Raw genomic sequence first — 25,469 nt, 5'->3', positions numbered from 1 at the left:
GTTGTGGCTGTTCTTAAACACGCCCATCATACCTCCATGCAATACGTTGCTGTACGCGGGGCAATGAACCAGTTGCCACAACCGGCCCTTGCGGGTGATCTTGGCTGGCCTGTGGTCCCGGTTCGCGGCTAATGGCAATGGCATCATATGCACCGCCATCGCCTGAAAAATTGAGGGTTGCGGTCCCATCACGAACATCGAACCGGCCAATACTCTGCGGCTGATTATTCTTGATGAGCCAGCCCTGATAGATCGTGGTCCCGGCGAGCGCAGGCAGCCCACGCACCACCACAGTAGTTGTCCGCGTTTGAGGAAGATAAAGAGCCACACCCTGAATGCCGCTTGTCTGGTTGGTCCCCTGAATGGTTGTGGTGAGGGAAGGGGGAGTCGTCGCCAGTTGTCGTTGTAAGGCGATATTCCAGGCAGCCATACCACCGAAAAGGAGAAGGAAAATAGCAGCGACAGTTGCCAGCACACGTGTTTGCCAGTAGCTCCACCACGAGGGGCGAGCCTGCTTTTTCATCAGTGGCCGAACCTGAGTATTCTGCACCTGCTGGCCCGCCTCGGCCTGAATGGTGGCAAAAAGACGTGTTTTCACAGACGCCGAAGGCTCGACAGAAGGGACAGCAAAGGGTAAATAGTCTGCCGCCTTCTTTAGCTCCTGCAATGTATGTACACAACTGGTGCATTGAGAGAGATGTGCCTCAGCCTCCCGACGTTCCTCCTGGCTCAGCGCCCCTAGAACATAGGCACCCGATAATTCCTGAAATTCCTGGCAATCCATGCGAAAACCTCCGTTTTCTCCAACTCATACAAGAGTACGTCAGAAATCCTCGCATAGATTACATCAATTTGGCAAGCAACGAAATACTAGTCAGTCTCGTTTAAATAAAGTAATGTCTCCCTCTTGACTTTTTATCTTTCAAATCAGAAAATTTACAGTACGCGATGTAAAGGCCAGACCAGTACTTCGAGCTTTTGCGCGTAATGAAGAAAAGCAGGGGGAGATGGCAGGTGTAAACCAGCTGCCTCTGCCATTGTATTGTGCACCATGTCCAGTTCGGCAAGTTGCAACGGCCAGGGGAGATGGTGGATATCACAGCGATAGACGCGCTGACCCACAACCGTATAGAGGCAATAGCGTTCAGTAAACCAGTGTTCCATCGTATCTGGCACGCTATACGTAACCGGAGCGACAGGTCGATAGGATGCCAGCAACTCAGCGGATGGAGCCGCGTGATGGGTACGCATGCTGCGATAGTGGATCGTATCGCCAACCCGCTTGCTGCTCATCTGCGCAGGAAAATATGGCAGATGAAACAGCTTACGGGCCAGGGCAACCGCAAGGGCATTGCCAGCATCGAGGCTAAAGAAATACGCCCCCGGAATCCCGTTGAGGGTCACATAAGTACGCACATTCAATTCGGGGAACGCGGAGAGGCCCGGTATAGATGGCACGCCGCGTGGTCGCACATACGACATATGAAACGGCACAACGCCAACCCAGCATTGCCCCTCAAAGGTATCAAGGGGCAACGCCGCAGGCACGAGCGGACGCAAGACATCCAGCGCAACAGGCCAGTGAGCAAAGAGCAGCTCATGCCAGATCTGAGTCATCACCCAGGGGCCGGAAGGCAAGGGCCAGGTACGATGCTCAGTGGCACTCAAAATAACAGATGTATCCATTCCCTGTTCTTACATCTTTTCTAAGCCGGTGATCATCAGTTCTGGGCACTCGCGCAAATATTGGCGCACCAGCATTTTTGCCTGAACAAAACAGGCTTGCGCGGTCGAGGCTGGGATCTCTACTATCCGACCAACCTCCTCAAAGCTCAAACGTAAAATCGAGCGCAAAATAATCACAGCCCGCTGCTTTGGCAACAATGCCATCATCGCCTGTTGCATTACCTGTTGAAAGTCTGACCGCGCGGACAAAGCGGCAGGCACAGGTCCGACAAAGTCGCCAACACGGCCTGTCTCTTCTATCCCATATGCCCCGTAGCATTGAGAAAGGCGATAGATTCTTCCTGGCTTACTCCTCAGTTCATCGATACAACAGGTATACGTCATACGCAAAAGCCACAGATGAAAAGTGGTCTCAGTCGTGCTGGTAGGTAAGGCATGATAGAAGCGCAAACATACCTCCTGCAAGATATCACCTGCTTGCTGCTCATCTCCTAAAAAGCGATAGGCAAAATTAAATATGGTCGTATCATAGCGCTGGACCAGAGTAGCGAAGGCTTTCTGATCTCCCGCCAACGTCACACGAGCCAACAAAGCATCCGACGCCACCGGCACAAACGTATTATTTCCCTGTTTTTGTATCTGCATATATCATCCTTTCTTCAACACTCACAAACCGCATTGATAATTATAACACTGATTGATTTCAAATGATTGGAGCAAATGAACCATTCAGCATGGACGTTCCGTGGTAAACATAGGAAGAGACTATAATAAAAACAACTACCTGTATAAGAGAGGAAAGTACTTTATGACGACATGGCGCATAAGCGAAAAAAATACTCCATTTTCTGATGTATTGGAGAAGTTGCCAACAATTTCCCATGAGAACGATACAGCAATCTATACTCGCGCCGCCCTGCTTGGCTTCGTTGGCGGGTTGCGCTCATTAACCCCGTTTGCCATGCTGAACAGAACGAGTGAGCTTGACCCCGCTCCAACCAATACGGTTGAACAGATTCTCAGTTCTCCAGTCACGCGTGTAGTAACCGATGTTCTTGCCTCCGGTGAACTGGTCGGCGATAAACTTCCACAAATCCCCAGCCGCATCTCGACCGGGCCGCTCCTGGCACGCATTGGACTCGGCGCTCTGGCCGGGATGCGCATTTGCCATCGCTATCAGCGCTCGCTCGTGCTTGGAGCAATACTGGGCGCAGTCGCAGCTGTCGCAGGCTCTTACGCGGGTTATTATGCTCGTAGCGCATTAGCCAGAATCACGCACCTGCCAAATGCTGCACTGGGCCTGCTGGAAGACGGGGCCGCCTTCGGACTTGGCTATATCGCAGTCAACGATCCAGAAAAGTAAAAGGTTGAACATTTATTGTCGTAGTCGAACGATTTATCGCGGGGATTCGTGCAACAAACTCCCCTCCGCGATAAATCGTTCGACTACGACAATTTGAGATCACAGAACTGTGGGAAGGGGTACTACTTCAGCATGCACCTTCCCATCTTCAATGGTTAAGATCCCCACAGTGGGAACACCTGCTGGACGGAGCAGCGCCCGACGCAAATACAAACGCTGCCAGGGATAACGAGTTATCACCAGGCGCGATTGGATGTTTTCATGGGTCGGATGATAGACAGCACCGGGATTAAAAAGCAAGACATCCTGCTGCCAGCCGATATAGGATCGATGAAAATGTCCAAAAACAATCACATCGACCAGCCTAAAACGCCGCACAGCCTGTCTTTGAAAACCACCCCACGAATGATAGCGGCTGGAAAACGTGTTAAAGAGCAGGCTGGGAAACTCCTGCCAGCGCGGACGCCGCCCATGCCATGCTCCAATCCGTACGCCTCCTATCTCGATCACAAGCTGTAGAGGCAAATCTAGCTTATCGTGATCCCCTTTGACGGCCTTCACTGGTGCCAACTTCCCTAATTGCTCCAACACCTCCAGGCCGGTGATATCCCCTGTATGCACGATGAGATCGACACCAGCAAAAACCTGTGCGACGCTAGCTGGCAGTTCTGCCAAAAATTCGGGCACATGTGTATCTGCAATCACGCCCACTTTATACGTCGTCATAACACGCACGCTCTCCCTTCTCAAATTCAGCCGCCAACCAGCACCGAAAATATATAGACAATGATAGATCCAAAGAGGATACTATCACAACGATCGAGAATGCCTCCATGTCCAGGCAACATCGTACCGCTATTTTTAGCATGAGCCTGCCGCTTGATAAACGACTCGCTCAGATCGCCGCACATACCAGCACACCCCAGCACAACGCCCAGCAGAGCCGCCAGATACCAGGGGAGCTCCAACGGTCGGGTCAATATGATGCAGCTCACCACCGCACAGCATGTCCCGCCGATCAACCCTTCCCAGTTTTTTCCAGGGCTGATCTGTGCCGCCAGTGGGTGCTGATGTCCCCGAAAAGCGCGTCCAATATAAAAAGCTCCTGTATCGAAGCTCCATGTTCCCAGCAATACGAGCAGCACCCACCACACGCCACGCGGAATATCAGCTCGAAGAGCGTAAAACTGCTCCGCCTGATCGCCACGCAACAACAATAAACAGCTCAACGGCCAGCCCAGATAGAGGGCAAAGGCCAGCGTCAACCCCCAATCGCTCAATGCGTTTTGTGCAGGCAGGCGGGAAAAGAGCAACGGGAACGAAAGCAGAAGCGCAACGCCAATGCCTATCTCTAGCAAGAACGTGCGCTGTTGAGGAAACATAGCCAGCACAAGCAAGAAAAATGCCACCAGCAAGCTGAACCAGAGGGAAGGCTGAGACGGCGTGCGGCGCATGAGAGAGCGCAGTTCCAGCGTCATTAACACCAGTACCAATCCCAGCAAAGCAAACATAGCCCATCCTCCTAACCAGACAAACACCAGTACAATCGGCAAGCCAATACAAACGGTCAATGTGCGCATGCCGAGAGACGAACGTTTGTGTACTGCCGGTGCCTCTGGCTCTTCGGGGTGGTGCTTCGCGTGCTGCATAGTCCCTCTTTAATAAAGATGCGTTATTTGTTGTTCTTATTAACTACACGCGTCAGTAGAGTTCAACAGAGACAAAAGAGCCATCAAGCCAGTTCTCAACTAGTCTGATGGCTTTTCCATATCTCAACTGTGTGTTATACTAGCTCTGTACCTCGAACGTTATTTTTTATCTTCGAGAGGTTTATTCGCTTGCCATTATTTCAGGAGGTAGCGATGTCGTCAGGCTCAGAGAATGAAATCATCCAGGACGAACCGCAAGCTGGAAACAATCAGGGAAGAACTATTTTATTAGCGGAAGATGATGTTAGCAACGCAGATATGCTTCGGCTATTAGTGCAATCCGAAACCCCTTATCAGCTTGTTCAGTTTACGGATGAAGAGGAGATTTTTCGCCGTATCGATGATATCAAAGCCGCGCGGCCTGATCTCTTCCTTTTTGATTATCGCCTTTCCAGTATGACCGCCCTTGATCTCTATGATCGGCTCCACAGCATCGAGGAGCTACAAAATGTCCCTGCTATTATCATCACGGCGAGCCTGGTGAATGAAGAAGAGTTCATCAGGCGCAACATCCCCCTTATTCAGAAGCCATTTGATGTCGATGAATTGTTGCGAGCGATCAACCAGATACTCGCATAGCAAAGAGCGGACGCGATCAGGCGTCCGCCTTTGCTGCCAGAGCAATATGGCATAATCAATCATGATACTGCTCAAAGTTGTACCGCATGATTCGCAGCACTGGCCGCCCTCCCATACGAGCAAGCGGAATATAGAGTTCGTGCGTCTGCTCGTTCACAGCGAGAGAGTGCATATTGACGCCAAAGCTATAGCTACCCAGCCATTTAAAAGAGCGACCCTTTTGCTGAAAGACGGTCAACCCGCTAGCTGAAGCCACATAAAGCAGGTGCAGCGTACGGTCAAACGCCAGCATATCCGGTTTCGACTCTACGATCCAGGGCTTCTCTGAAATCACAGCCATCTTTTGCAGATCGATACGTATCAGACTGGCGGGATTGGAATCGACGCAGGCAAGAAAACCGATATGGACGGTAGGATCAATGAGCAAACCATGAGGCGTAATACAGGTATCGGGCAAATGGAGTCGCTGGACTACCTTCATCGTCAGCGGGTCAATCGAGACAAGCCAGGCAGCACCCGTTGGAGGTGTCAGATTGGGGTCCGTACTATCGGGATTGGGCAATTGCTGGACCGCAACAAAGACGCGATGCAATTGAGGGTCAAAACGCACATGCCCTACATCATCGCCCCATTTGCCATCAATTCCCAGCCTAACTCGTCCGACCACTTTGCCTGTTCGCGCATTGATAAAGGTCACATTCTGGTTTTTTCGCTCAATTGCATTTGTCTCATCGGGATTCGCTGGTGAGCCAGGATTGGCAACCAGAACAAGATGATCGATCTGATCGTAAGCCAGCCCATCCGGGCTATCATTTTCTTGCAACATAATAGGGCTAATTCTCATCGTCTTCTCATTAATGTCGTAAATAATGTTATCATTGGAGTCCGCAGCAAAAACGTGATGCTGGTCAGTATCCAGGGTCAGTCCTGTCACCTGTGGGATGGGAAGCAGGCCCACGATCTTCTGCTGCTGAGTGTTAAAAACGATAATATTACCATCGTTTTTTGCATCGGCTTCGGGATCAAAATGGGGGTTGACCTGATGTTCACGGTCCGGGTTCGGCCCGGTATGCGCTAAAAAAAGCAGGTGCAGTTGGGGGTCAACCACCTGAAAGTCAAAGTGATCAAACGACCTGGCAACACCCGGCGCAAAAGGGTTCTGTGCAGTACGAGCGGGATCGGGGAAAGCATCTGGAAGCGCAATATCGCGCTCCATAAGTAAACGATCAGATGGAGGAGGGGTAAAAAACTGTATCCCTACTCGCGCGATCAAAAATACCGGTAGAGCTATTGACACTACCCAGATTCCTGCGAGAAAAAGATGTTTTCTTATCGTACCTGTTGCAAGGTGATGTAAATCCGAAATCATAGAGATTGCAAATCTCCTTTACATTTTATTAACATAAATTTAACATAGATATTTTACAAAGAAGTATAACATATATTTTATACAATATCAGCATTTTTCATTCGTCATCTTAACATGATTTTAATCTTTATGTTAAACTCATGCATACAAATCGTTGTTACAATAAGATAGTCTATTTCTTAGAACAGTTTCTTGTAACGAGAAACTATTGCACTACCTTACAACTAAATAATTCTATTAATACGTAATCAGGGCGATTTCTGTAACTCTTCAGGTCAACCAGGGACAGTTGATGGTAGAGGCGCGGTTATGCTTTTTAATAGAAAAACCTGGGGAGCAATCCCAATGTTTCCCAGAAGAAATTTTTAAAGAGCATATATAACCCACCCCGGCGTCAGAATAGCCCCTTGTCACCGCCCGAAGAGCTTACTAATAAATCTATTATTGTAATCTAGGGGGAAAAACGGTGCATTTCTGTTTTATTATTGAAGAACAATATCGGCACGACTCCATGCCAACTATCGTTTCCAATCAACTTCTGCAATGGGGCCACTCGGTCGATATCCTGGTACCTCAGGATACTATTACCAGCTTATCAGATCTACCCAAAAAACGTTATGATGCATATGTATTGAAAACCGTCTCGGACGGCCCTGGCCTCTCGCTCCTGGAAGCGGCAGAGGCCGTTGGCATTCCCACTATTAATCACTCCTGGGCCATTCGTCGTGTGCGCGACAAGGCAATTGCAGTGGTAATGGCTCAAGCACAAAATATTCCTATGCCTGTTACCTATTTTGTAGCGCATCCACGCCTGCTCAATCAGGTTCCGCTAGAATATTTTCCCTTAGTTGTAAAACCTACCAATGGGAGCTCCTGTCGCCAGATTCACTATATAGACACCCCTTCCGCGCTGACAACGCTTGATATCGAGGCCACCAACGGGACCACCAATGGGAGTTTCTGGCTGGCCCAGCACTATGAGGTCAATAACGGCTTTGATACCAAAATCTACGTTGCTGGCAACAACGTCTTTGCAGTCACCAAACGTTCACCTTTGCATCCTGAAATAGAGGTGGAAAAGCGCCCTGCTGCCGTCAGTCCTGCCCTGCGTTCATTGGCATTACAAGTAGGCAGGCTCTTTGGCCTCGATATCTACGGCCTGGATGTGGTCGAGACAAGCAAGGGGCCAATAGTTGTGGATATCAACGACTTCCCCAGTTTCGGCAACGTGCCGGAAGCGGAAAAGCTTGTTGCTCGCAGCGTGATCGAAACAGCTCAGCGTATGAAGCAGCAATTTCCTCACGAAACAGCCCCATCTGTACCGAAGATCACGCACAAATTGCCAGCAATTTTGTTGTCTTCAACACCTATCCAGAGGGATTGCAGCGTTCCATCCAGTATGCTACCGCCGGCCCTTTCAGCGCAAGAAGAATATATTGTGAACCGATAGGATAACATATGATGATTCTAGCTCGTCTTCTCTACCGCAATTTGAAGGGCTATCGCTTGCTGGTTGTGTTTGCTATTCTGGTCACATTCAGCCAGGTAGGTTGTGACCTGCTGGCGGCGATGCCACTTAAATTTATCCCGAGTAAAGTGAACAACCCGGGATCAGACCCTGCATGCAGTTTCCCATTTCTCGATCCCGTCCTCTCTCTCTTCGATACACCGCTGCTCGATCCTTCGCTGCGCCCGGTTGCAGCGAATCAACCGCCCGGAACACCGCCGCCCGCGCCCTGCCCGGCGACGCCATCCGATCCAAGTTCGATTACCAGTCCCCGAATTACGCAGCACAGCGTTATCGGCGTCATCGTCTTCTCTCTGCTCATGCTGCTGGTCTTCAGCCTGCTAAGCGCTCTTATGTCCTACATCGAGCTATATCTAGCGACATTTATAGCCCAACAACTCAGCGCACATCTGCGAGCAGAATTGTTTGACCACCTGCAACGCCTCTCGCTCGATTGGCACGACCGACAGAAGAAGGGCGATCTGGTGCAGCGAATTACGGGCAATATTGCCGATATCGAGAAGCTCGTAACGGATGGCCTGGTCGATCTCCTCGCTGGCTCGCTCACGCTGATCGGCGTTGCCTCGATCATGCTCTTCATCAGCGTCCAATACACCATTCTCTCGCTAATTATCACGCCGCTGCTCTTCCTGCTTGTCTTCAGCTATACCGGAGGCATTAAAAGAGCCGCGCGCAAAAAATCAAAGGCAGCCGGGAAAATTGCGGATGTTGCCACAGAAGATATGAACGCGCTGACCGTTATTCGCGCCTTTACGCTCGAAAAGCGCGAGAACACACGCTTTGGCGCATACGTGCAAAGCCATCAGGCAGCCGGAATGCAGGCAGGGCGGCTCCAGGCACAATTTACACCGCTGGTCGCCGTGCTGGTCGCTCTCGGTACGCTGCTGGTTATCGGCGTGGGTGGCTACGTCGCAGCCGGCAATAGCATGGATTTGCGCATCTTCACCATCCAGGGATCAACTATCGATGTTGGGACGCTGATTTTGTTTCTCACCTACCTGAAGATGCTCTATCAGCCTATGCGCGACCTCTCAAAGCTCACCAATGTTGCCAGCAATGCCTCTTCCGGGGCCGAGCGCATCCAGGAAGTGTTGGATCAGGCTCCCGAGGTGGTCGATACGATCGAAGAGTATCGTGGACCTACTCGCCTGAAGGGTGATATTCGTTTTGAAAACGTCCGCTTCAACTATCTACACGATCAGCCGGTCCTCAAAGACATCAATCTCACCATCCCGGCTGGCCGTAAGGTCGCGCTGGTTGGCTACTCTGGCAGCGGCAAAACAACGCTCGCCAAGCTGATCCCACGCTTTTATGAGATAGGAGAAGGCTCGCTCTTCATCGATGGCGTGAAGATCTCGGACTATCCCTTACAGGTATTGCGCCAGAACATCAGCCTCGTGCTTCAGGATTCCGTCCTCTTTGAGGGAACGATCCGCGAGAATATCGAGACAGGTCTCCCCGGTGCCACGATGGATCAGATCATTTCGGCGGCCATGAAAGCAAACATTCACGAGATGATCACTCGCTTGCCCAATGGCTACGATACGGTGGTGCGCGAACAGGGCAGCAACTTCTCTGGCGGTCAGAAGCAAAGGCTGGCCATTGCACGGGCAATCCTGCGCGATACGCCAATCCTGATTCTCGACGAGCCAACAGCCAATCTCGACGTTGAATCTGAGGCCGAGGTCATGCGCGCGCTCAATACTCTGATCAGTGGACGAACGGTACTGACCATCTCGCATCGCCTCAGTACGCTAGGGAAGGTCGATGAGATTATCGTTATGAGCGAAGGCCACATCGTTGAGCGGGGAGCGTTCGACGAGTTAAAGGCCAAAAATGGCGTATTTACCCATCTACTGGAGGAACAAAACCGCTATAACCTCGACCGTGATGAGGATGAAACACTTGTTGTACGCTCAGTGCATGTGAAAACGCTGCCACCTGCTGAACGCATGGCACGCAAAACAGCCAGAGTTGGCGCTCTTGTCGGCGCAAATGCATTGGTAGATGCAGACACACTGACGGGCATTGACACCGCTCTCGACGCTGATACCGGTGAGGTCACGGTGGTTACACCAGCCATCACATCGGTTACATCAAAAATGACCGCGCAAATACCCGTAACGCCAATCTCCAGACCATCATTGCCCACAGGTCCAAAGGAACCACCTTCGGAAGTAGAGTTCCATGAGCTGAATCCATCCACGAAAGCCCAGGTCCAGATTCAGGTCGATGGCAAAATTGTCAGCGAACATCCATTAGACCAACCCAGCTTTACCATCGGGCGCTATTCCAAAAGCGATATACAAATCGCTTCACCACGCGTCTCACGTCGCCACGCCTTGCTCTATCAGAACGATGGCGTCTGGATTATCGAAGATGCCGATAGTCTGAATGGACTGACATGGCGAGGCTACCGGATCAGTCAGATGGCGCTCAGTAATGGTGATCGCATCTACCTCGATCCTGGCATCGTTCTTCAATATATAGAGGAGGATTAACGTCTTTCTATAGAGAACGAGAGCGAAAGCTGGCGTGGCCCCTCACTCAATCCCTGAACAGAGAGCAGGGGCCATGCCAGTTTGCATATTCAGATCACCACTGGTTAGAAAGGGCGCGGTGTGCTACTCTTCTCTACGGCTATTCTGAAAATAGAGCCACCACATGATCGTTATACCTGACCATCATGCAAATTTCTTGATCAGGAGTTTATGTACTGATGACGCCAAATCCTCAAGGCTCTGGAAAAAAGTTCACACGCAAACAACTGGGCTTTCTGTTCACCATCCTGGGGGCAGTGCTGGCAATTGTGAGTCTAAGTGCCAGCATCATACTCCGCCCACATCAGCAACCGCTAACCAGCTTAGCACTCTCGCCAACGCCTTCTCCATCCCCGGCAACCAATCCCGTTTCGCCGCTGATTTTCGGCACCAACATGTCGCTGTTCGCCAGTGCAACAACCGATCAGATGCTCGATTCTCCCGCAACGCAAAAGGCATTACAGCAGATCCATGTGCAAATGATTCGTATGCCAATAAGACCTGGTGTGCCCGAAGCTGTCGAAATCAAGGCAGCTCAGGCAATTAAAAAGATCGGCGCAGTCCCGCTGGTCATTCTCAATGGGCCGCTGGTGCCAGATCCTTTATCGGTTGATCGGCGCGTCGTACAGGATATGAAACAGGTCTTTGGCAGCGCGACCGTGTACTACGAATTTGGCAACGAAGAGGATCTTCAGGGCATCTCCATGCAGCGCTACACCGCCTCCTGGAATACCATCATCCCCCAGCTCAAACAGATTGATCCAAAGGCGCATTTCATCGGGCCGGTCAGCTACAAATACGATCGGGCCAATCTAACGGCCTTTTTGCAGCAGACACAGCCAAAGCCAGACGAGATAAGCTGGCACGAATACGTGTGCGGCCATCAATCTCAGGCCAATCCATGCATTGCTGGCATTGACGGCTGGGTCGATCATATCCGCGACGCACGGGACGCCATGCAGCAAATTATCGGGCACACACTCCCGATTATGATCACTGAATGGAACTATGCACCCGATCTTAACGTTTTGCCCAATGGTCGCGTCAACACCAACGATGGTAAGCATGACAATGCCGCATTTATGAGCGCCTGGACTGAGAAGGCGCTTCAGACGCTCGCTGCCAATCACGTCTTTGCCTCAATGCAATATGCCGCCACCAATACGCCGCTGCCACTGATCGGGCTGAATGATAGCATCACGCCCCAGGGTGCCGCCTTCCAGCGCATGTATCAACAAATAATCACAAATCAGCAGGCACCGTAACTTGGGTCACAGCGGCCATAGCTGTGTGATACGATACGGCTATCAATAAGGCAGACAGAGGAGATAGTTTCATGGCAACACATGCATCAACACAACCAGATTGGGATGTAACAGGGAAAGAAGTCATAGAGCGACTACGCGACCTCTTGCGGCTTGATACGCGCAATCCACCAGGCAACGAGACAAGGGCGGCTGAATATTTACGCGACGTGCTGCAAAAAGAGGGCATTGATTGCACCATTGTTGGCCCTGCGCCAGATAGGGGAACGCTGATTGCGCGCTTGAAAGGCGACGGCAGCGAGGCACCGCTGCTCTTGATGTCCCATACCGACGTCGTGGCGGTGGAACCCGATAAGTGGGCGCATGATCCATTTGGTGGGGAAATTGCCGATGGATATCTCTATGGTCGTGGGGCACTGGATATGAAGAACATGGTGGCGATGGAGTTGATGAGTATGCTGTTGCTCAAGCGCCATAACGTCCCGCTCAAGCGCGATGTCATCTTCATGGCGGCAGCGGATGAAGAGGCGGGAGGACATCACGGGGCACAATGGGTTGTCGAGAATTACCCGGAACTCATTCAGGCCGAATATGCCCTTAACGAAGGCGGCGGCTATGGCTTAGAGATTAACGGCCAGCGCTACTATACGGTTCAGGCGGCTGAAAAAGGGAGTTCTCGTTTCCGGTTGAGTGCCAGCGGAACACCCGGACATGGCTCGATCCCCCATGATGATAACGCCATTCTCAAGCTCTCCGCGCTGCTGCTCAAGTTGCAAGGGGCCAATACGCCCGTTCACTTCACCGATACCGTGCGTGGCTATATTCGCGGCATCGCCCAGGCGCAACCGCCCAATATCGCCGAACAATTTCTGGCTGTGCTGGCCGACGAAGCGACCGCCGATGTTGCCGTTGAACGCTTGCCCGTTGAGGACACGTTTAAAAAAGAATTGCGTTCCATGTTGCGTAATTCCGTTACCCCAACAATGCTTCATTCCGGCTCACAAATCAACGTAATCCCATCGGTGGCCTACGCCCAGCTTGACGCCCGTACGCTTCCTCACTGGACACCCGAACAATTCTTGCAGGAGCTACAAGCGATCTTTGGCACAGATGCGGATATCGAGTTTCTCGATCCTTCCATCCCGCTGGAGGCCGATCTTGACTCGCCGCTCTTCCAGATCATCAAAGACGTGTTGAAAGAACATGACCCGGAAGCGACGGTTATTCCTGTGCTTTTGACGGGGGGAACCGACGCCAAACATGTCTCCCGACTTGGCACCAAAATCTATGGCTTTTCCCCCGAACGCTATATCAGCGGATCAGAAGCGTGGGGCGGTATTCACGGGCACAACGAGCGCATCCATATCGACTCTCTGCAATGGGGTGCGCGAGTCTTGTATGAGACCGTCACTCAATTCGTCAGCCAATAATGAATTTTTCCTTTCAAAAGCAGTAATGTAGTTCGTAGTTTCCCGATTTATCGGGAGGGGTGCGGCTTCCTTCCAGGCTGGTAGCGCACCCCTCCCGATAAATCGGGAAACTACGAAGGGGAAAGGTTAGCTCTTTCCGCGTGCGGCACGATAGCGTTGGATCAATGTATTGGTTGAGCTATCGTGGGAGAGTTTCGGTGCTTCGGCGCTCTCCAATTCGGGGATAATGCGGTTCGCCAGCACTTTACCAAGCTCGACGCCCCACTGGTCAAACGAGTTGATATTCCAGATGGTTCCCTGGACAAAGACTTTATGCTCATAGAGCGCTATGATCTTGCCCAACGTATTTGGCGTGAGTCGCTCAAACAGGATGGTATTGGTGGGATGATTGCCCTCAAAGGTGCGATGCGGCACCTGGAAGGCCGGGACGCCATCAGCTGCGACCTCCTGCGAGGTCTTACCAAAGGCGAGCGCTTCGGTCTGAGCGAAGAAGTTTGCCATCAACAGATCGTGATGTCGTCCAATGGGATTGAGCGAGTGATTGAAACCAATGAAATCAGCCGGGATCAGCTTTGTTCCCTGGTGAATGAGTTGGTAGAAGGCGTGTTGTCCATTGGTTCCAGGCTGGCCCCAGATAATCGGTCCGGTCTGGTAATTGACTGTGTTGCCCTCCAGATCAACATGCTTGCCGTTGCTCTCCATGTCAAGCTGCTGCAAGTACGATGGCAGGCGGCCAAGATACTGATCGTAGGGCAGTATCGCTACCGTTTCAGCTCCGAAGAAGTTGTTATACCAGATCCCGATCAAGCCCAACAGAACAGGCAGATTGCGCTCAAACGGCGCAGTACGGAAATGCTCGTCTATTTCGTGGAAGCCTGCCAGCATTTCGTGGAACTGCTCTGGCCCGATGGCGATCATCAGCGAGAGGCCAATCGCCGAATCGTACGAATAGCGGCCACCGACCCAATCCCAAAACTCGAACATATTGGCGGTATCGATGCCAAACTTTGCCACCTCTTTCTCATTGGTGGAGACTGCAACGAAATGCTTCGCCACTGCATCTTCGCTGCCCAACGCCTTCACGCACCAGTCTCTCGCCGAACGAGCATTGGTCAGCGTCTCCAGCGTCGTAAACGTTTTTGAGGAAATGACAAAGAGCGTCTCAGCCGGGTCAAGATCATGCGTGGCCTCGACAAAATCGGTGCCATCGATATTCGAGACAAAGCGGCATGTCAGGTCACGGTCGCTATAATGCTTGAGCGCATCGTAGGCCATATAGGGGCCAAGATCCGAGCCGCCAATCCCGATATTAACGATACTACGAATGCGCTTGCCAGTATAGCCGGTCCAGGCACCACTGCGCACACGGTTGGAGAAATTGGCCATCTTATCCAGCACAGCATGCACAGCAGGAACAACATTCTCGCCATCGACGACGATGGATTGATCTTTAGGGGCACGCAAAGCCACATGCAGCACGGCCCGCTGCTCGGTGACATTGATTTTGTCACCACGAAACATGGCGTCGATGCGCTCGCGTAGACCCGAAGAGTTCGCCAGATCGAGCAGGAGACGGATGGTTTCGTCGGTGAGGCGATTCTTCGAGTAGTCAAAATAGATGCCAGCCGCATCCAGAGCAAAACGTTTGCCACGCTGGTTATCTTCTGCGAACAACGTGCGCAAATGCAGGTCTTTGACCTTCTGATAGTGTTCAGAGAGCGCCTTCCAGGAAGGACGCTGTGTTAACGATGTTACGGCTATAGCCATGACGGATACTCCTCTGAAAAATGTTTCTCTTTAAGAGTGTACCGCTGAGTTACCAGTCAGCAGAGGCTCATTGATGTTGTTTCCTCCCCAACCACCTCTCCTCTCTCATTCTATGATATCCTTACCCCAGTTGTGCAACTCTCCAAGATCTATGTGAAGTGTGCTGGAAGATCCTGACCCAGGTGTTCAAACGCTATCGCGGCCTTACTCCATGAGCCTATCGACACCATCACTCCATCCGAGCAGATTTTTGACAAAATCGCACACATTTGCAAGATTGCCTTATTCCTTTCGCCATATCATAGAAGCACATCGTTGATAACACCTGTACATTGCGCTCCCCACTCTATGGGAGCAGAGGAAAGGAATATCGCATGTCCACATCGCCTTCTCTTGTGTGCCGCACATTTCGTCTCACCATCGACGTCGAAACGACTCTCAATGCTGAGACGGATGAAACAACACCTTCTCATCCTGAGCAGGCACAATTTCATCAAGCACTTGTGCAGCAACTGCTGGCACATCCAACTGTGCTGGATCAACTCCTTCGCGCCTCAGCAGTGACGGCTTTGCAGTCGGCACAGAAACTGTTCGCAGCAGAATTCGGATGGGACAGGGTATCCGAACAACAGCTACTTCAACCTCTCATCGAAAAACTTGAACCAGCTGCACAAGCGAACTTCACGGAAGAGATTGAAGCTGGCATAACCGTCTACTACTTCGATGATTATCAAGCAACGATCAAACGCTTCAACATGACGGAACTCTCTTGAGCAAGGATTTCTATGGAAAGTAGCCTGAGCTAGTTGCACAAAGACGCCTATTGAATAACTACCCTGAAATCATGTATGAGCACAGTTGAAAAACAATCCAACTGTCGCCCATACATGATTTCAGTAATATATTCTCTTCTAGCCTCCATCAGTATGTATCTCATAATAGATCCGCTAACTTTGCACCCTGCCTATATCGATCTACAATTTTCATGATGTTCTCAACTTTCTGCTCCAAACGCACAATCTCCCATCTTTATAACGAACCTGCAAGTGATTGTATGTGTTATGATATACAAAAAATAGACAGCATTGAAGGGGAACGCATGCCCACCTGGTTGTGTTCAGAGAGTGAGGGTCCACCGGCTGAAAGACCTCACCGCGATTGTGGCAGAACCCGCCCCGGAGTTGCGTGCGATGAGTACGCCGGGCCAACCTCCCGTTATCAGGAAATGAGGGCAGCATCGTATCAATAGATGCTGCTAAATGAAGGTGGTATCACGAAACTGGTTCTTTCGTCCTTTGCGATGAAAGAGCTTTTTTTATTACAATCAGGGAGCAGATAGCACGATGTTAGCAGAGAAACTACTCTTTTTTGCGGGCGCAGGCGCGATCAGCGAGGCGATGTTGAAAGGCTTGCTGGAGGCGGGAGTTGTACCAGCAGAGCAGATCACGGTCAACAATCGCAAAAATCGCGAACGACTCTTTCAACTCGGCCAGAGCTACGGGATACATATCAGCCAGCAGAGAGAACAGGAGATCGCAGCAGCAGATATCATCATCCTCGCTATGAAGCCGTTCGATATCCATCAGGCATTACAAGAAATCGGCGCAAACATCACGCCTCAACAGATGGTCATCTCGGTAGTGGCTGGCGTCTCGACTGAAACCATCGAGTCGCAATTGGTGGAAGGCGTGGCGGTGATACGCGCGATGCCCAACACATCCAGCTTCGTGCAGGCATCGGCAACGGCGATCAGTCGCGGCAAGCATGCAACGATTGAGCAGTTGGAGCAGGGAAAACAGATCTTTGCTGCCATTGGTAGCGTTACCGAGGTCGAAGAACAGCAACTCGATGCCGTCACAGGTCTTTCGGGCAGCGGTCCCGCCTATATCTATTATGTGATCGAAAGCTTGATGCAGGCGGGGCAACAGGTCGGACTTTCAGAGGAAACATGCCGCGAACTGCTGATACAAACCCTGTATGGTTCTGCTAAGATGCTCAAGGTGACAGGGAAAAATCCCCAGGAACTCCGGCGACAGGTGACTTCACCTAATGGAACAACGATGGCCGGGCTAGCCGTTCTGGAACAGGGAGACCTGCCTGATCTGCTCAAAAAGGCCGTTGAGCAGGCAACCAGGAGGGCAACTGAGATGGGGCAGGAGATCAGTGCTATGCAACCGACGTGATACTATTAAGAAGTGACAATGTATTTTTTTGAGAGGACAACTCTGCTATGACAACAGAACATCACACAAACACAGGTCCGTACGCTGCAACGGTGGAGCAAGACCCGGAGATAGGTTCCACCGTTATCTCGCTCTCCTATCAAGATCCCGCACGGCCGGAGCATAGCATGACGGTTGGCATCGCTCCCGAACTAGGCAGCAATATGTTTCGCCTGCGCGTCGGCAACCATGATATTCTCTACTGCGATCTGGAAGCGCTCAAACGGATGGATTTCACCGGCAATTTCGTTCTCTGGCCTCTCCCCAACAGAATCAGGGATAAACGCTATACCTATCAGGGACAGACATATTCGCTGGAAGCTGTCACCAGGCCACAGGGAAATGCGGTCCTCATTCACGGCCTCGTCTTTGACCGCCCCTGGCAATATGAGCAACCAGTTGTCACGCCAGAAGGGGCCAGCGTTACTACCTATGTTGAGATGAACGAGGACGCGCCCTATTTTGCCAGTTACCCATTTCCTAGCCGCTTTTCGCTCACCTATAAGCTGACCAGTAGCGGCGTCACGATCACGTATAAGGTCGAGAACAAGGGGACGAAAGATTTACCTTTCGGCTTCGCGCTGCATCCCTATTTCTCACTGCTCTCCGGCAAAGAAGAGACAGTAGTCAACCTTCCCGCCAAGGCCGTCATGGAGGCAGACGACGAGCTGCTCCCCACCGGGCGCGTCTTCGATGTCAACAAGATCATGTACGCAATGTACGATCTAAGCACGCCGATCCCGGTTAGGTATTTGAAGCTTGATCACGTCTATACTCGCCTGCACGAGCAGAAGCCAGCAGTCATTAACTATAAGACGCAGGGATTTCAGCTTGAGATCGGAGGCACTGACGATTTCACCCATATCGTCATCTACACCCCGGCAGACGGTTCGCCCTTCGTTTGCGTCGAGCATCAAACCTGCTCCACCGACGCCGTGAACTTTCACCAGAACCCGGAACTCCGTGACATTGCCCATCTACTAGAAGTACACCCTGGCGAGAGCAGCAGCGGCTCCCTGTTCTATACCATTAAATTCGATTAATCGAGGGCAGAGCAGAGGAGGCGAGTCTTTTCTCCCCTGCTCCTGTTGATCTGGCCTATCCCTGACTTCTTACCTGTTCGGTAAACAACAAACGGCCCGAAACGTGGTAGTGAGAGTAACATTACAACAGGATCAGGAAGGAAGTTTCTATTTTGGTAGATCACGCAACGAATAAACAGACTGAGAAAGATCTGGCAACTGCGGCAAAGAAGCGCCACGAGGCACGCAATAGAAACGATATCGTGGGGAAAACCACTCTGGACCTGCCATCACTCTCCGGCCTGGAACCAATGCCACTCTTCCCACCCAAACAAGCAACAACTCCCGCCACAAGTCCCGACGAAGCCACACCTCCTCTTGCTGTCTCCCCAATGGAAGTGCAGGCACCCACACCAGCAGAATCGCTGGTAGATGCCTCCAGCCAGCCTTCGCTACCCCTGCCGCCGACGACAGAAGCTCGATTACGAGCGATCCCGGCCAGACCTGTTCCTAATCAATCGCAGCAGACGACCCCGCTCTCATTGCAGGAAATCACGGGGCAAACCACGTCGCATCCTTTGAAAAGAATCCGCTTGCGTCCCCTGTTCAAATCACTCAAAGCTGGTCTGGTGCTGGCTCTCCTGTGTATTATTGTAGTTGGTGGCGCATCCGCGTATTTCCATTTCCCCTCCAGCGCTCCGCAATCCACCAGTTCCATCACGATCCATCAACGCGCCTCCCCTCCTCATATCCAACAGCATAGCGAAGCCACCCCTGAAAGCAACAGCATTACGGTCGGCGACCATCCGATCATTGAGCTACAAGGACGCATAGGCAACGTGAGCATTGCAGCAGGAAAAGCAGGTTCTCTTGTCATCAAAACGAGCAGCGACCAGATAGCAAACGCAGACGCGAACAATCTCCTCCACTATACCCAATCGCACGACGAGCAGGGACACGATCTCGTTCGCATCATCAATCAGGCGGCAAACCAGAACGTCAACTACGAAATCCTCTCGCCACGCGCCACCAAAGTACGCATCACCATTGACTCCGGCTCGATTGCCATCGATGGCATCAGCGGAGTCACGGTCACAACCATCAATAGCAGCATCTCGGTGCAAGATGTCACTGGACCGACCAGCATCTCTACCCAGAACGGCGATATTGCGCTCAACAACGTCAAGGGTGCGATGGTTATACAAACAAACAGCGGCTCCATTAGAGGTAGCACTATCGATGGGCAACTCAAGGCAATCACGCAGAACGGCGACATCCTCATTCAGCATGGCGCACTGCACGATCAATCGCTGCTCCAAACGCGGCAAGGCTCAATCACCTACACAGGAACTATTGCCCCCAAAAGCGACTATAAGATAAACACGCAGAGTGGGAACGTAACCCTGACCTTGCCAGCGATCACTGTCATGCAACTTCATGCCAGCATCCAATCTGGCACAATGAGCAATGCCTTTCGCGATACCAACGCCATTCCTCATGCTCAGGTCTTTATTGACGTTGGCACCGGCTCAATCACAATCAAGAAGGCTACATAAAATAGCAAACATTCAGTTTATTGCGATTCTTCATAGATCGACTTTCTCTTATCAATAACTTACAAGAATTATTTTTATAACTTGCAAGAATGATAAAGTTATGATATCTTTAATTATGATAAAGTCGATCTATTACTTTTGGAAAAGAGAGACTGGATGCATTTTTCGCTGTTCTATAACTTCGATATCCTTCCCGGCAAGGCTATTTCTGAACTGTATCAAGAAATTGAGGAACAGGCGCAGGCAGCAGACCGATTTGGTTTCAATGCCATCTGGCTGGCCGAACATCACTTTGAAATCTACGGTCGTATGCCTGCTCCATTGCTTCATCTTGCTCGCATCAGCGCTATCACCCAACAAATTGGTCTCGGCACTGCTATTGTTGAGGCTCCATACTATCACCCGCTACGACTGGCTGAGGATAGCGCGTTGCTTGATCTGCTCTCACATGGTCGGCTACGTCTGGGGATTGGCTCAGGAGCCGGGAACAAGGCCAGTGAATTTGCCCGTTTCAACATTCCCATCGAGGAGAAGACATCACGAACACTCGAAACAGTCGAAATCTTGCGCCAGGCATTTGATCGCGGCCTGGTTGACTTTCAAGGCGACTATTTCCATTTTCAGCAGATAGAGATCAATCCTCAGCCAGTGCAATCGGCCCAGGACATTATCTGGTTGGCAGCCAGCAATTCCACGCCCGAAATTGCCGGCAAAGGAGGATATGGGTTGCTTATCCCACGCGTGGGTAGCGTTGATCGTCATCTCCACCTGATCCAGCGTTATCGCACCGCGCTGGCTGAAAAATCCGGTCGTATCTCTCAATTGCGCTTTGTCTACGTGGCAGAGACCGAGCAGGATGCCTATGAGCAGACGCGCCAGACCATCACACACTATGCCAGATACGATCTGGACATCGCCTGGGATGGTCGCACCGACAGCAAAGAGTACCGTGAGATACTCACCCGCCTCAACGCTGTCATTGGCTCACCAGAACAGGTTGTTGAGCAGCTGAGCGCATGGCAACAAGAGGCAGGCTTCGATGAAATCATGTGTCAGGTCTACGCCGCTGGCATGCAACATGCCGACTCGTTGCGCTGCATCGAGTTGCTGGGGCAAACGGCACTGCCTCGCCTGCAAACACAGGCGACTGCACTGACAACGCGAGGGTAGAAGAGATGGCGGGTATCCACGCACAAGACGACCGGCACAAAACGCAAAGCCGATGTCGTCGATCAGAGCAAGCTGCTCCATCAGCTCGGCGTTATTTCAAAGGAGCCTGACTGGTCAACAATTATTGATACCAAAGTCGCCACACAAGCTCTTTCAAGCTAGCAAATACCTTTCTCTCTTTGAATCGCTGTGTGGATCTCCTCTGCATCGGGAACCAGGATAGCAACGCCGCTATCCTGGTTCCTTTTTTCTCCTCAACTCTTTCCGGCTCTAACAACAAACACAGCCTGCTAGCTATGAGACACTTTGTTGAGAAACCATTGAGCGGCGATGAGCGTTTTCGCATCTAAAATCTGCGCCTGCTCCACTGCATGCTTGAGATCGGGAAGCGTCAACTCCACCAGTTCGATATCCTCGTGTTCCGATGCCGCACCGCCGCCTTGAGAGACGTGATCGGCGCTGCCAACCTCTACATAATAGAGATGGATACGTTCGGAACTGCCACCGGGCGAGACATAAAACGTGGCGATAGGGATCAGATCGTGGCGTACCTCGTATCCTATCTCTTCGTGTATCTCGCGGCGAATCGTCTGCTCCGGCTGCTCGTGCTCATCAATGGTGCCAGCCACCACCTCATATATCCAGCCTGGCCCTTTATCATAGGTGGGGTATCTGAACTGATTGATAAAAAGCACTTTTTGCGTATCACGATTAAAGACGAGCGCCGCCGCCGAATCTCCACGCTCAAACACCATACGACGCGCTGGCTGGCTCATCTCGCCGTTAAATTTCTGGAAGCGCACCTTTGCTTCTTCAATGGTAAACACATCGTGAAAGATGGTTTGTTTGCTCTGAACCTCAACTTGCATAGCTGTTACCTCATGTGAAGCACCCCATGCAGGAATGCAGGGGCTTCTACAGAATGGGTTCCTCTGGACGCAAGGAGACCGGCTTCTGTGGGACACTTCCTGCCCCAATCAGTTTGTTGCGTTGATAGCGATGCAGGATATTGCGAGCGGCATTGTGGTCACGATCGAACTCCGCTCCACAGCCCGGGCAGCTATGCCAGCGTACTGAGAGATCTTTTTGGGCCACCACCCCACACTCGCTACAGACTTGCGTGGTGAAATGGGGCGCGACTTTGACCACTGTACCGCCAGCCTCTTCCGCTTTGCTGGCACAGAGTCGGACAAAGTTGCCCCATCCTGCGTCTAAGATACTCTTCGAGAGACCGGCTTTTGCTGCCGCTCCATTGGGCAAATACTTGCCGGTCTCTTTGTCCTGTTTGGGCTTGGGAGTCGCCGTCAGATTTTTGATCTGAAGGTCTTCAAACACGATGACTCGATACTGCTCGACGAGTGAGCGTGAGGTTTTGTGATGAAAATCACGCCGTCGGTTGCGCACCTTGCGAGACACTCGCGCAAGTTCCTTTTTCGCCCGATGGCGGCGGTGGCTCCCCTTCTTGCGCCGGTGAATGGTACGATGAGCGGCAGCCATCTTGCTCTCTTCTACTCGCAGGTGGCGGGGATTCTCTATCGCCTCACCCGTCGAAAGCATGGCAAAGACTTTCACGCCCACCTCTTCATCCGAGGGGTGAAAGGCGGTGGCGACATCACGCAGATATTCACAGGTCAGGATCGCGTACCACTGGTCTCCCTCTCTCTTGATCGTGCAGGTCTTGACCTTCCCTTGCATTGCTCTGTGCAATTTGATCTTGATATGGCCGATTTTCGAGAGGTGCAGCCGGTTGCCGTGCAGAAGCTCAAAACCGCCCTGCGGATAGGTGATGCTATGATAGCGGTCTCCATTTTTCCACCTCGGGAAGCCTGGGGTCTCGCCATTCATCACGCGGCAAAAAAATGCTTGAAACGCTTTATCGAGTCGCTGTAAGACATCCTGAAGCACCTGACTATGGATGTCGCGGTACTCTTCTCGCAAACGTTTGATGGCTGGCAATTGATCAGCCTGCATGCGGTAAGAGACGGAAACGCCACTCATACGGTAGGCTTCTCGACGCTCTTCCAGTGCCGCATTATACACCTCTTTACAACGACGCAATATCCATCCGAGCTTGTCCACTTGCTTTTTTGTGGGGGATAGCCGGAATTTATAGGCTTTACGGCGCAGATTGGGGTCTTTAGGTTCGCACACCTTCTTCTCTTTTTTTGGGTGTGCTCGGTCTTTTGCCTGTGACATGTGTTTGCTCCTACCCGCCTCACTTCTCTTGCATTCTAGGGCTATGAGGCGATTTTGTCAATCGAAATATATCTACATATCCACCCCTCTCCTCCAAGCAAGAAACGTCGCTTCTATCTCCATACATGAACGCAGAGGTTTTACGCAGCAAATGGATAAATCTATCTACTACTTCATTAGATAACACGTTCGCAAAGAGCGAGCTGATGATGATTTAGCAGCGAAGTTGAATGACGTATCCATTGCAAGTAGTGGCAGCGTGGAAAGAGCAGGGTCACATTTCAGAGAGGAGCAGAAAGAATCATGACCAGGCAATCAACGCCTCTGCTGGTCGTCTTCGATAATCAGACCAGCATGAATAATGCCATCCAGGAGCTACACCGTGCTGGAATTCAAGAGCAGGGCATTCATCAGCAGGCACGTTCTGCTCCGTCGCATCAAACCATCGCACAGAATCTCAAGGACATGGGTATAGAGTCGGGCGAGGCGCAATTTTATGAACGCGCGTATCAGGCAGGGCGCGCTATTCTTGTGCTTTACCCTGGCGCGCGCTGGCAGAAAGCGAAAAATATTCTCATCAAGCATGATGCCTATCATTATGGCATGTCGCCTACGCCTGATGAAGGCAGGCGCGCAAAGAAGATTGGAGCAGTAACGCCCGGTCAGCGTCCTGACGATAACTCGCAGACCGGGGTCGCCACAACCGCTGATGGCACGCAGGCTGTCGCGGTCAATTCCGATGTGATTGAGGCCGATATCGAACATGCCGAGAAGATCTTGCGGGAACGGCACAGGGATTAGCAAGTGAAACTTTCCTTCTCGACTGCTCGTATATCATCTGGTACTTGCCCGAACAGTTGTCACTACACGTCTCAACAAAGGAGAGCGATTCATGAACAAATTCTTTAATGCTGTATTAATTGGCGTGGGCATTGGACTTCTGATCGCACCGATGCCCGGACGCGATATGCGACAGCTCTTGCGCTCCCGCTTCCAGCAACTCATGGGTCAGAGCGACCAGATGGAGGCGTATCAGGTGAGTGAGGGGCAGCCCTCAGCAACTTACAGCAATTTAAAACAGACGGCAGAGACGGCGATGAACACCAAAACGGAGGACACGCTCACCGCTAAAACACCCGGCTCCTACGAACCAGCCTATCCCGAATATGTCAATCCTGAACGTACTTCCAATTCGTAGCACGCAATCTCTAATATGTTTTTTCAAAAGCATGGAGACGTAAGAGAAATACATCTCCATGCTTTTCTCTTTCACAGCCCCACTATCGCAGTTCACCTCTACTCAACAATACCCCCTTTACAATAACACAAGAATTATGTTAGCTTTTCCTCCGCAAAGTCAAACTTTGCCCCAATCACACGACAGTAGTCGAAACAACGTTTTCCATTTTTTTACCCGTGAGAGGTAAAAAAAGAAAAGGAGATGGCTCATGTGGCCGTTTGATAATAATAACCAGCAGGTTTATCAGCAGTACTCACAGGCGTACGACTCTGGCAACTACAATGGGTTTGATCCGTTCCAGGCATTGGGACATATCACACAATTTATGCAGGGCGCTCCAATAGATACGCAGCATAACCTCTATCGACAGCACTTTGAGCAGATGCCTTATGAGCAACGTGCCGCGCTGGTACAGCAGATGCCGCCCGAATATCAGGCTGATCCGAATGATACCAACTCACTGGCCCACAACTTCCTGCGATTGGGTCAGGAAAGGCCGAATCTGTTGCAAACCATCTTTAGCCATCCCCTCCTGCTAGGTGCTTCCGTAGGGCTGGCCGGGCTGATCGCCAAACATATGCTTTCGCGCCACCAGCAGCATCAGCAACAGAACGAATATGGTAATCAGCAGTTTGGCGGCGGTTATAACCAGGGCTTTCAGGGAGAATATCAACAGAACCAGTACCAGCAGCAGAATCAATATCTGCAACAGGAAGTTGATCAATTGCGTCGCGAAGAGCAAGAGCTACGCCGCGAATTGCGCGAGGAAGAGCAGCAGCAACCGCAGCACCATCACCACCAGCATCATCATAATCAGGGCTACTAGC

23 protein-coding genes are annotated in these 25,469 nt (G+C 51.4%); 14 read left to right on the top strand and 9 right to left on the bottom strand.

Going from position 1 to position 25,469, the window contains the following annotated elements; translation table 11 throughout:
* Window positions 1–13: 13 nt before the first annotated feature.
* The 3 genes from K3T83_RS27155 to K3T83_RS27145 form a co-directional block, all read right to left on the bottom strand.
* Window positions 14–784: an anti-sigma factor gene (locus K3T83_RS27155; protein ID WP_220206056.1), complete on the bottom strand. Its 771-nt coding sequence runs from the start codon at window positions 782–784 to the stop codon at window positions 14–16.
* Between the two features lie 152 nt (window positions 785–936).
* Entirely contained in the window at window positions 937–1,686 is a 750-nt protein-coding gene (locus K3T83_RS27150) for a YqjF family protein (protein ID WP_220206055.1), read from the bottom strand.
* A 9-nt stretch (window positions 1,687–1,695) separates the two neighbouring features.
* A complete protein-coding gene (locus K3T83_RS27145) occupies window positions 1,696–2,331 on the bottom strand; it encodes an RNA polymerase sigma factor (RefSeq protein WP_220206054.1) in 636 nt (211 codons plus the stop codon).
* 163 nt (window positions 2,332–2,494) lie between these two features.
* Between K3T83_RS27145 and K3T83_RS27140 the strand changes: the two genes are divergently transcribed.
* Window positions 2,495–3,049 (top strand): DUF4126 family protein, encoded by a 555-nt coding sequence (locus tag K3T83_RS27140; RefSeq protein WP_220206053.1) that lies wholly within the window; start codon window positions 2,495–2,497, stop codon window positions 3,047–3,049.
* Window positions 3,050–3,148: 99 nt separating this feature from the next.
* On the opposite strand, the gene K3T83_RS27135 is transcribed toward K3T83_RS27140, so the two are convergent.
* Window positions 3,149–3,775, bottom strand: coding sequence for a metallophosphoesterase family protein (locus K3T83_RS27135; RefSeq protein ID WP_220206052.1), 627 nt, complete (start codon window positions 3,773–3,775; stop codon window positions 3,149–3,151).
* A 26-nt stretch (window positions 3,776–3,801) separates the two neighbouring features.
* Window positions 3,802–4,698 carry a phosphatidate cytidylyltransferase gene (locus tag K3T83_RS27130; protein ID WP_220206051.1) on the bottom strand — a complete coding sequence of 299 codons (897 nt, stop codon included), beginning with the start codon at window positions 4,696–4,698 and terminating at the stop codon, window positions 3,802–3,804.
* 213 nt (window positions 4,699–4,911) lie between these two features.
* On the opposite strand from K3T83_RS27130, the gene K3T83_RS27125 reads away from it, so the two are divergent.
* Complete coding sequence (locus tag K3T83_RS27125; RefSeq protein ID WP_220206050.1) at window positions 4,912–5,337, top strand: response regulator; 426 nt, start codon at window positions 4,912–4,914, stop codon at window positions 5,335–5,337.
* Between the two features lie 55 nt (window positions 5,338–5,392).
* Here K3T83_RS27125 and K3T83_RS27120 read toward each other — a convergent pair whose 3' ends face one another.
* Complete coding sequence (locus K3T83_RS27120) at window positions 5,393–6,634, bottom strand: YncE family protein (protein WP_220206049.1); 1,242 nt, start codon at window positions 6,632–6,634, stop codon at window positions 5,393–5,395.
* 538 nt (window positions 6,635–7,172) lie between these two features.
* Between K3T83_RS27120 and K3T83_RS27115 the strand changes: the two genes are divergently transcribed.
* From K3T83_RS27115 to K3T83_RS27100, 4 genes are all read left to right on the top strand, one after another.
* The gene (locus K3T83_RS27115; RefSeq protein ID WP_220206048.1) at window positions 7,173–8,156 is read left to right on the top strand and encodes an ATP-grasp domain-containing protein; all 984 of its coding nucleotides are present in this window, start codon (window positions 7,173–7,175) and stop codon (window positions 8,154–8,156) included.
* A gap of 8 nt (window positions 8,157–8,164) precedes the next feature.
* Window positions 8,165–10,735, top strand: coding sequence for an ABC transporter transmembrane domain-containing protein (locus K3T83_RS27110; protein ID WP_220206047.1), 2,571 nt, complete (start codon window positions 8,165–8,167; stop codon window positions 10,733–10,735).
* 218 nt (window positions 10,736–10,953) lie between these two features.
* Window positions 10,954–12,039, top strand: coding sequence for a hypothetical protein (locus K3T83_RS27105; protein ID WP_220206046.1), 1,086 nt, complete (start codon window positions 10,954–10,956; stop codon window positions 12,037–12,039).
* A gap of 71 nt (window positions 12,040–12,110) precedes the next feature.
* Entirely contained in the window at window positions 12,111–13,469 is a 1,359-nt protein-coding gene (locus tag K3T83_RS27100; RefSeq protein ID WP_220206045.1) for a M20/M25/M40 family metallo-hydrolase, read from the top strand.
* A gap of 126 nt (window positions 13,470–13,595) precedes the next feature.
* Here K3T83_RS27100 and pgi read toward each other — a convergent pair whose 3' ends face one another.
* Window positions 13,596–15,236, bottom strand: a complete 1,641-nt coding sequence (pgi, locus tag K3T83_RS27095; protein ID WP_220206044.1) for a glucose-6-phosphate isomerase — start codon at window positions 15,234–15,236, stop codon at window positions 13,596–13,598.
* Window positions 15,237–15,610: 374 nt separating this feature from the next.
* On the opposite strand from pgi, the gene K3T83_RS27090 reads away from it, so the two are divergent.
* From K3T83_RS27090 to K3T83_RS27070, 5 genes are all read left to right on the top strand, one after another.
* Window positions 15,611–16,009 carry a hypothetical protein gene (locus K3T83_RS27090; protein ID WP_220206043.1) on the top strand — a complete coding sequence of 133 codons (399 nt, stop codon included), beginning with the start codon at window positions 15,611–15,613 and terminating at the stop codon, window positions 16,007–16,009.
* 570 nt (window positions 16,010–16,579) lie between these two features.
* Entirely contained in the window at window positions 16,580–17,419 is an 840-nt protein-coding gene (gene proC / locus K3T83_RS27085) for a pyrroline-5-carboxylate reductase (protein WP_220206042.1), read from the top strand.
* A 47-nt stretch (window positions 17,420–17,466) separates the two neighbouring features.
* Complete coding sequence (locus tag K3T83_RS27080; RefSeq protein ID WP_220206041.1) at window positions 17,467–18,501, top strand: aldose 1-epimerase; 1,035 nt, start codon at window positions 17,467–17,469, stop codon at window positions 18,499–18,501.
* A 152-nt stretch (window positions 18,502–18,653) separates the two neighbouring features.
* A complete protein-coding gene (locus K3T83_RS27075) occupies window positions 18,654–20,036 on the top strand; it encodes a DUF4097 family beta strand repeat-containing protein (RefSeq protein WP_220206040.1) in 1,383 nt (460 codons plus the stop codon).
* Between the two features lie 156 nt (window positions 20,037–20,192).
* Window positions 20,193–21,206 (top strand): LLM class flavin-dependent oxidoreductase, encoded by a 1,014-nt coding sequence (locus K3T83_RS27070; RefSeq protein ID WP_220206039.1) that lies wholly within the window; start codon window positions 20,193–20,195, stop codon window positions 21,204–21,206.
* 290 nt (window positions 21,207–21,496) lie between these two features.
* Here the strand turns inward: K3T83_RS27070 and K3T83_RS27065 are convergent, their stop codons facing one another.
* Both K3T83_RS27065 and K3T83_RS27060 read right to left on the bottom strand, forming a co-directional pair.
* Window positions 21,497–22,075, bottom strand: coding sequence for an NUDIX domain-containing protein (locus tag K3T83_RS27065; protein ID WP_220206038.1), 579 nt, complete (start codon window positions 22,073–22,075; stop codon window positions 21,497–21,499).
* A gap of 46 nt (window positions 22,076–22,121) precedes the next feature.
* Window positions 22,122–23,402: an RNA-guided endonuclease InsQ/TnpB family protein gene (locus tag K3T83_RS27060; protein ID WP_236064997.1), complete on the bottom strand. Its 1,281-nt coding sequence runs from the start codon at window positions 23,400–23,402 to the stop codon at window positions 22,122–22,124.
* Between the two features lie 303 nt (window positions 23,403–23,705).
* Here K3T83_RS27060 and K3T83_RS27055 point away from each other — a divergent pair, with 303 nt between their 5' ends.
* From K3T83_RS27055 to K3T83_RS27045, 3 genes are all read left to right on the top strand, one after another.
* Window positions 23,706–24,203, top strand: coding sequence for a hypothetical protein (locus tag K3T83_RS27055; RefSeq protein WP_220206037.1), 498 nt, complete (start codon window positions 23,706–23,708; stop codon window positions 24,201–24,203).
* 91 nt (window positions 24,204–24,294) lie between these two features.
* Window positions 24,295–24,600, top strand: a complete 306-nt coding sequence (locus K3T83_RS27050) for a YtxH domain-containing protein (protein WP_220206036.1) — start codon at window positions 24,295–24,297, stop codon at window positions 24,598–24,600.
* A gap of 250 nt (window positions 24,601–24,850) precedes the next feature.
* Window positions 24,851–25,468 (top strand): hypothetical protein, encoded by a 618-nt coding sequence (locus K3T83_RS27045; RefSeq protein WP_220206035.1) that lies wholly within the window; start codon window positions 24,851–24,853, stop codon window positions 25,466–25,468.
* Window position 25,469 lies beyond the last annotated feature (1 nt).

The organism is Reticulibacter mediterranei (assembly GCF_016587455.1).
Note: the sequence above shows the minus strand (reverse complement) of the source record. Positions and strands in the feature narration are given on the sequence as shown.

Bases quoted from the DNA above. Each gene is read 5' to 3' on its own strand.
- K3T83_RS27110 (WP_220206047.1), top strand. From the start codon at position 8,165: ATGATGATTCTAGCTCGTCTTCTCTACCGCAATTTGAAGGGCTATCGC.
- K3T83_RS27155 (WP_220206056.1), bottom strand. From the start codon at position 784: ATGGATTGCCAGGAATTTCAGGAATTATCGGGTGCCTATGTTCTAGGG.
- K3T83_RS27135 (WP_220206052.1), bottom strand. From the start codon at position 3,775: ATGACGACGTATAAAGTGGGCGTGATTGCAGATACACATGTGCCCGAA.
- K3T83_RS27060 (WP_236064997.1), bottom strand. From the start codon at position 23,402: ATGTCACAGGCAAAAGACCGAGCACACCCAAAAAAAGAGAAGAAGGTG.
- K3T83_RS27125 (WP_220206050.1), top strand. From the start codon at position 4,912: ATGTCGTCAGGCTCAGAGAATGAAATCATCCAGGACGAACCGCAAGCT.
- K3T83_RS27055 (WP_220206037.1), top strand. From the start codon at position 23,706: ATGACCAGGCAATCAACGCCTCTGCTGGTCGTCTTCGATAATCAGACC.
- K3T83_RS27105 (WP_220206046.1), top strand. From the start codon at position 10,954: ATGACGCCAAATCCTCAAGGCTCTGGAAAAAAGTTCACACGCAAACAA.
- K3T83_RS27100 (WP_220206045.1), top strand. From the start codon at position 12,111: ATGGCAACACATGCATCAACACAACCAGATTGGGATGTAACAGGGAAA.
- K3T83_RS27130 (WP_220206051.1), bottom strand. From the start codon at position 4,698: ATGCAGCACGCGAAGCACCACCCCGAAGAGCCAGAGGCACCGGCAGTA.
- K3T83_RS27050 (WP_220206036.1), top strand. From the start codon at position 24,295: ATGAACAAATTCTTTAATGCTGTATTAATTGGCGTGGGCATTGGACTT.
- K3T83_RS27045 (WP_220206035.1), top strand. From the start codon at position 24,851: ATGTGGCCGTTTGATAATAATAACCAGCAGGTTTATCAGCAGTACTCA.
- K3T83_RS27065 (WP_220206038.1), bottom strand. From the start codon at position 22,075: ATGCAAGTTGAGGTTCAGAGCAAACAAACCATCTTTCACGATGTGTTT.
- proC (WP_220206042.1), top strand. From the start codon at position 16,580: ATGTTAGCAGAGAAACTACTCTTTTTTGCGGGCGCAGGCGCGATCAGC.
- K3T83_RS27070 (WP_220206039.1), top strand. From the start codon at position 20,193: ATGCATTTTTCGCTGTTCTATAACTTCGATATCCTTCCCGGCAAGGCT.
- K3T83_RS27080 (WP_220206041.1), top strand. From the start codon at position 17,467: ATGACAACAGAACATCACACAAACACAGGTCCGTACGCTGCAACGGTG.
- K3T83_RS27145 (WP_220206054.1), bottom strand. From the start codon at position 2,331: ATGCAGATACAAAAACAGGGAAATAATACGTTTGTGCCGGTGGCGTCG.
- K3T83_RS27140 (WP_220206053.1), top strand. From the start codon at position 2,495: ATGACGACATGGCGCATAAGCGAAAAAAATACTCCATTTTCTGATGTA.
- K3T83_RS27090 (WP_220206043.1), top strand. From the start codon at position 15,611: ATGTCCACATCGCCTTCTCTTGTGTGCCGCACATTTCGTCTCACCATC.
- K3T83_RS27150 (WP_220206055.1), bottom strand. From the start codon at position 1,686: ATGGATACATCTGTTATTTTGAGTGCCACTGAGCATCGTACCTGGCCC.
- pgi (WP_220206044.1), bottom strand. From the start codon at position 15,236: ATGGCTATAGCCGTAACATCGTTAACACAGCGTCCTTCCTGGAAGGCG.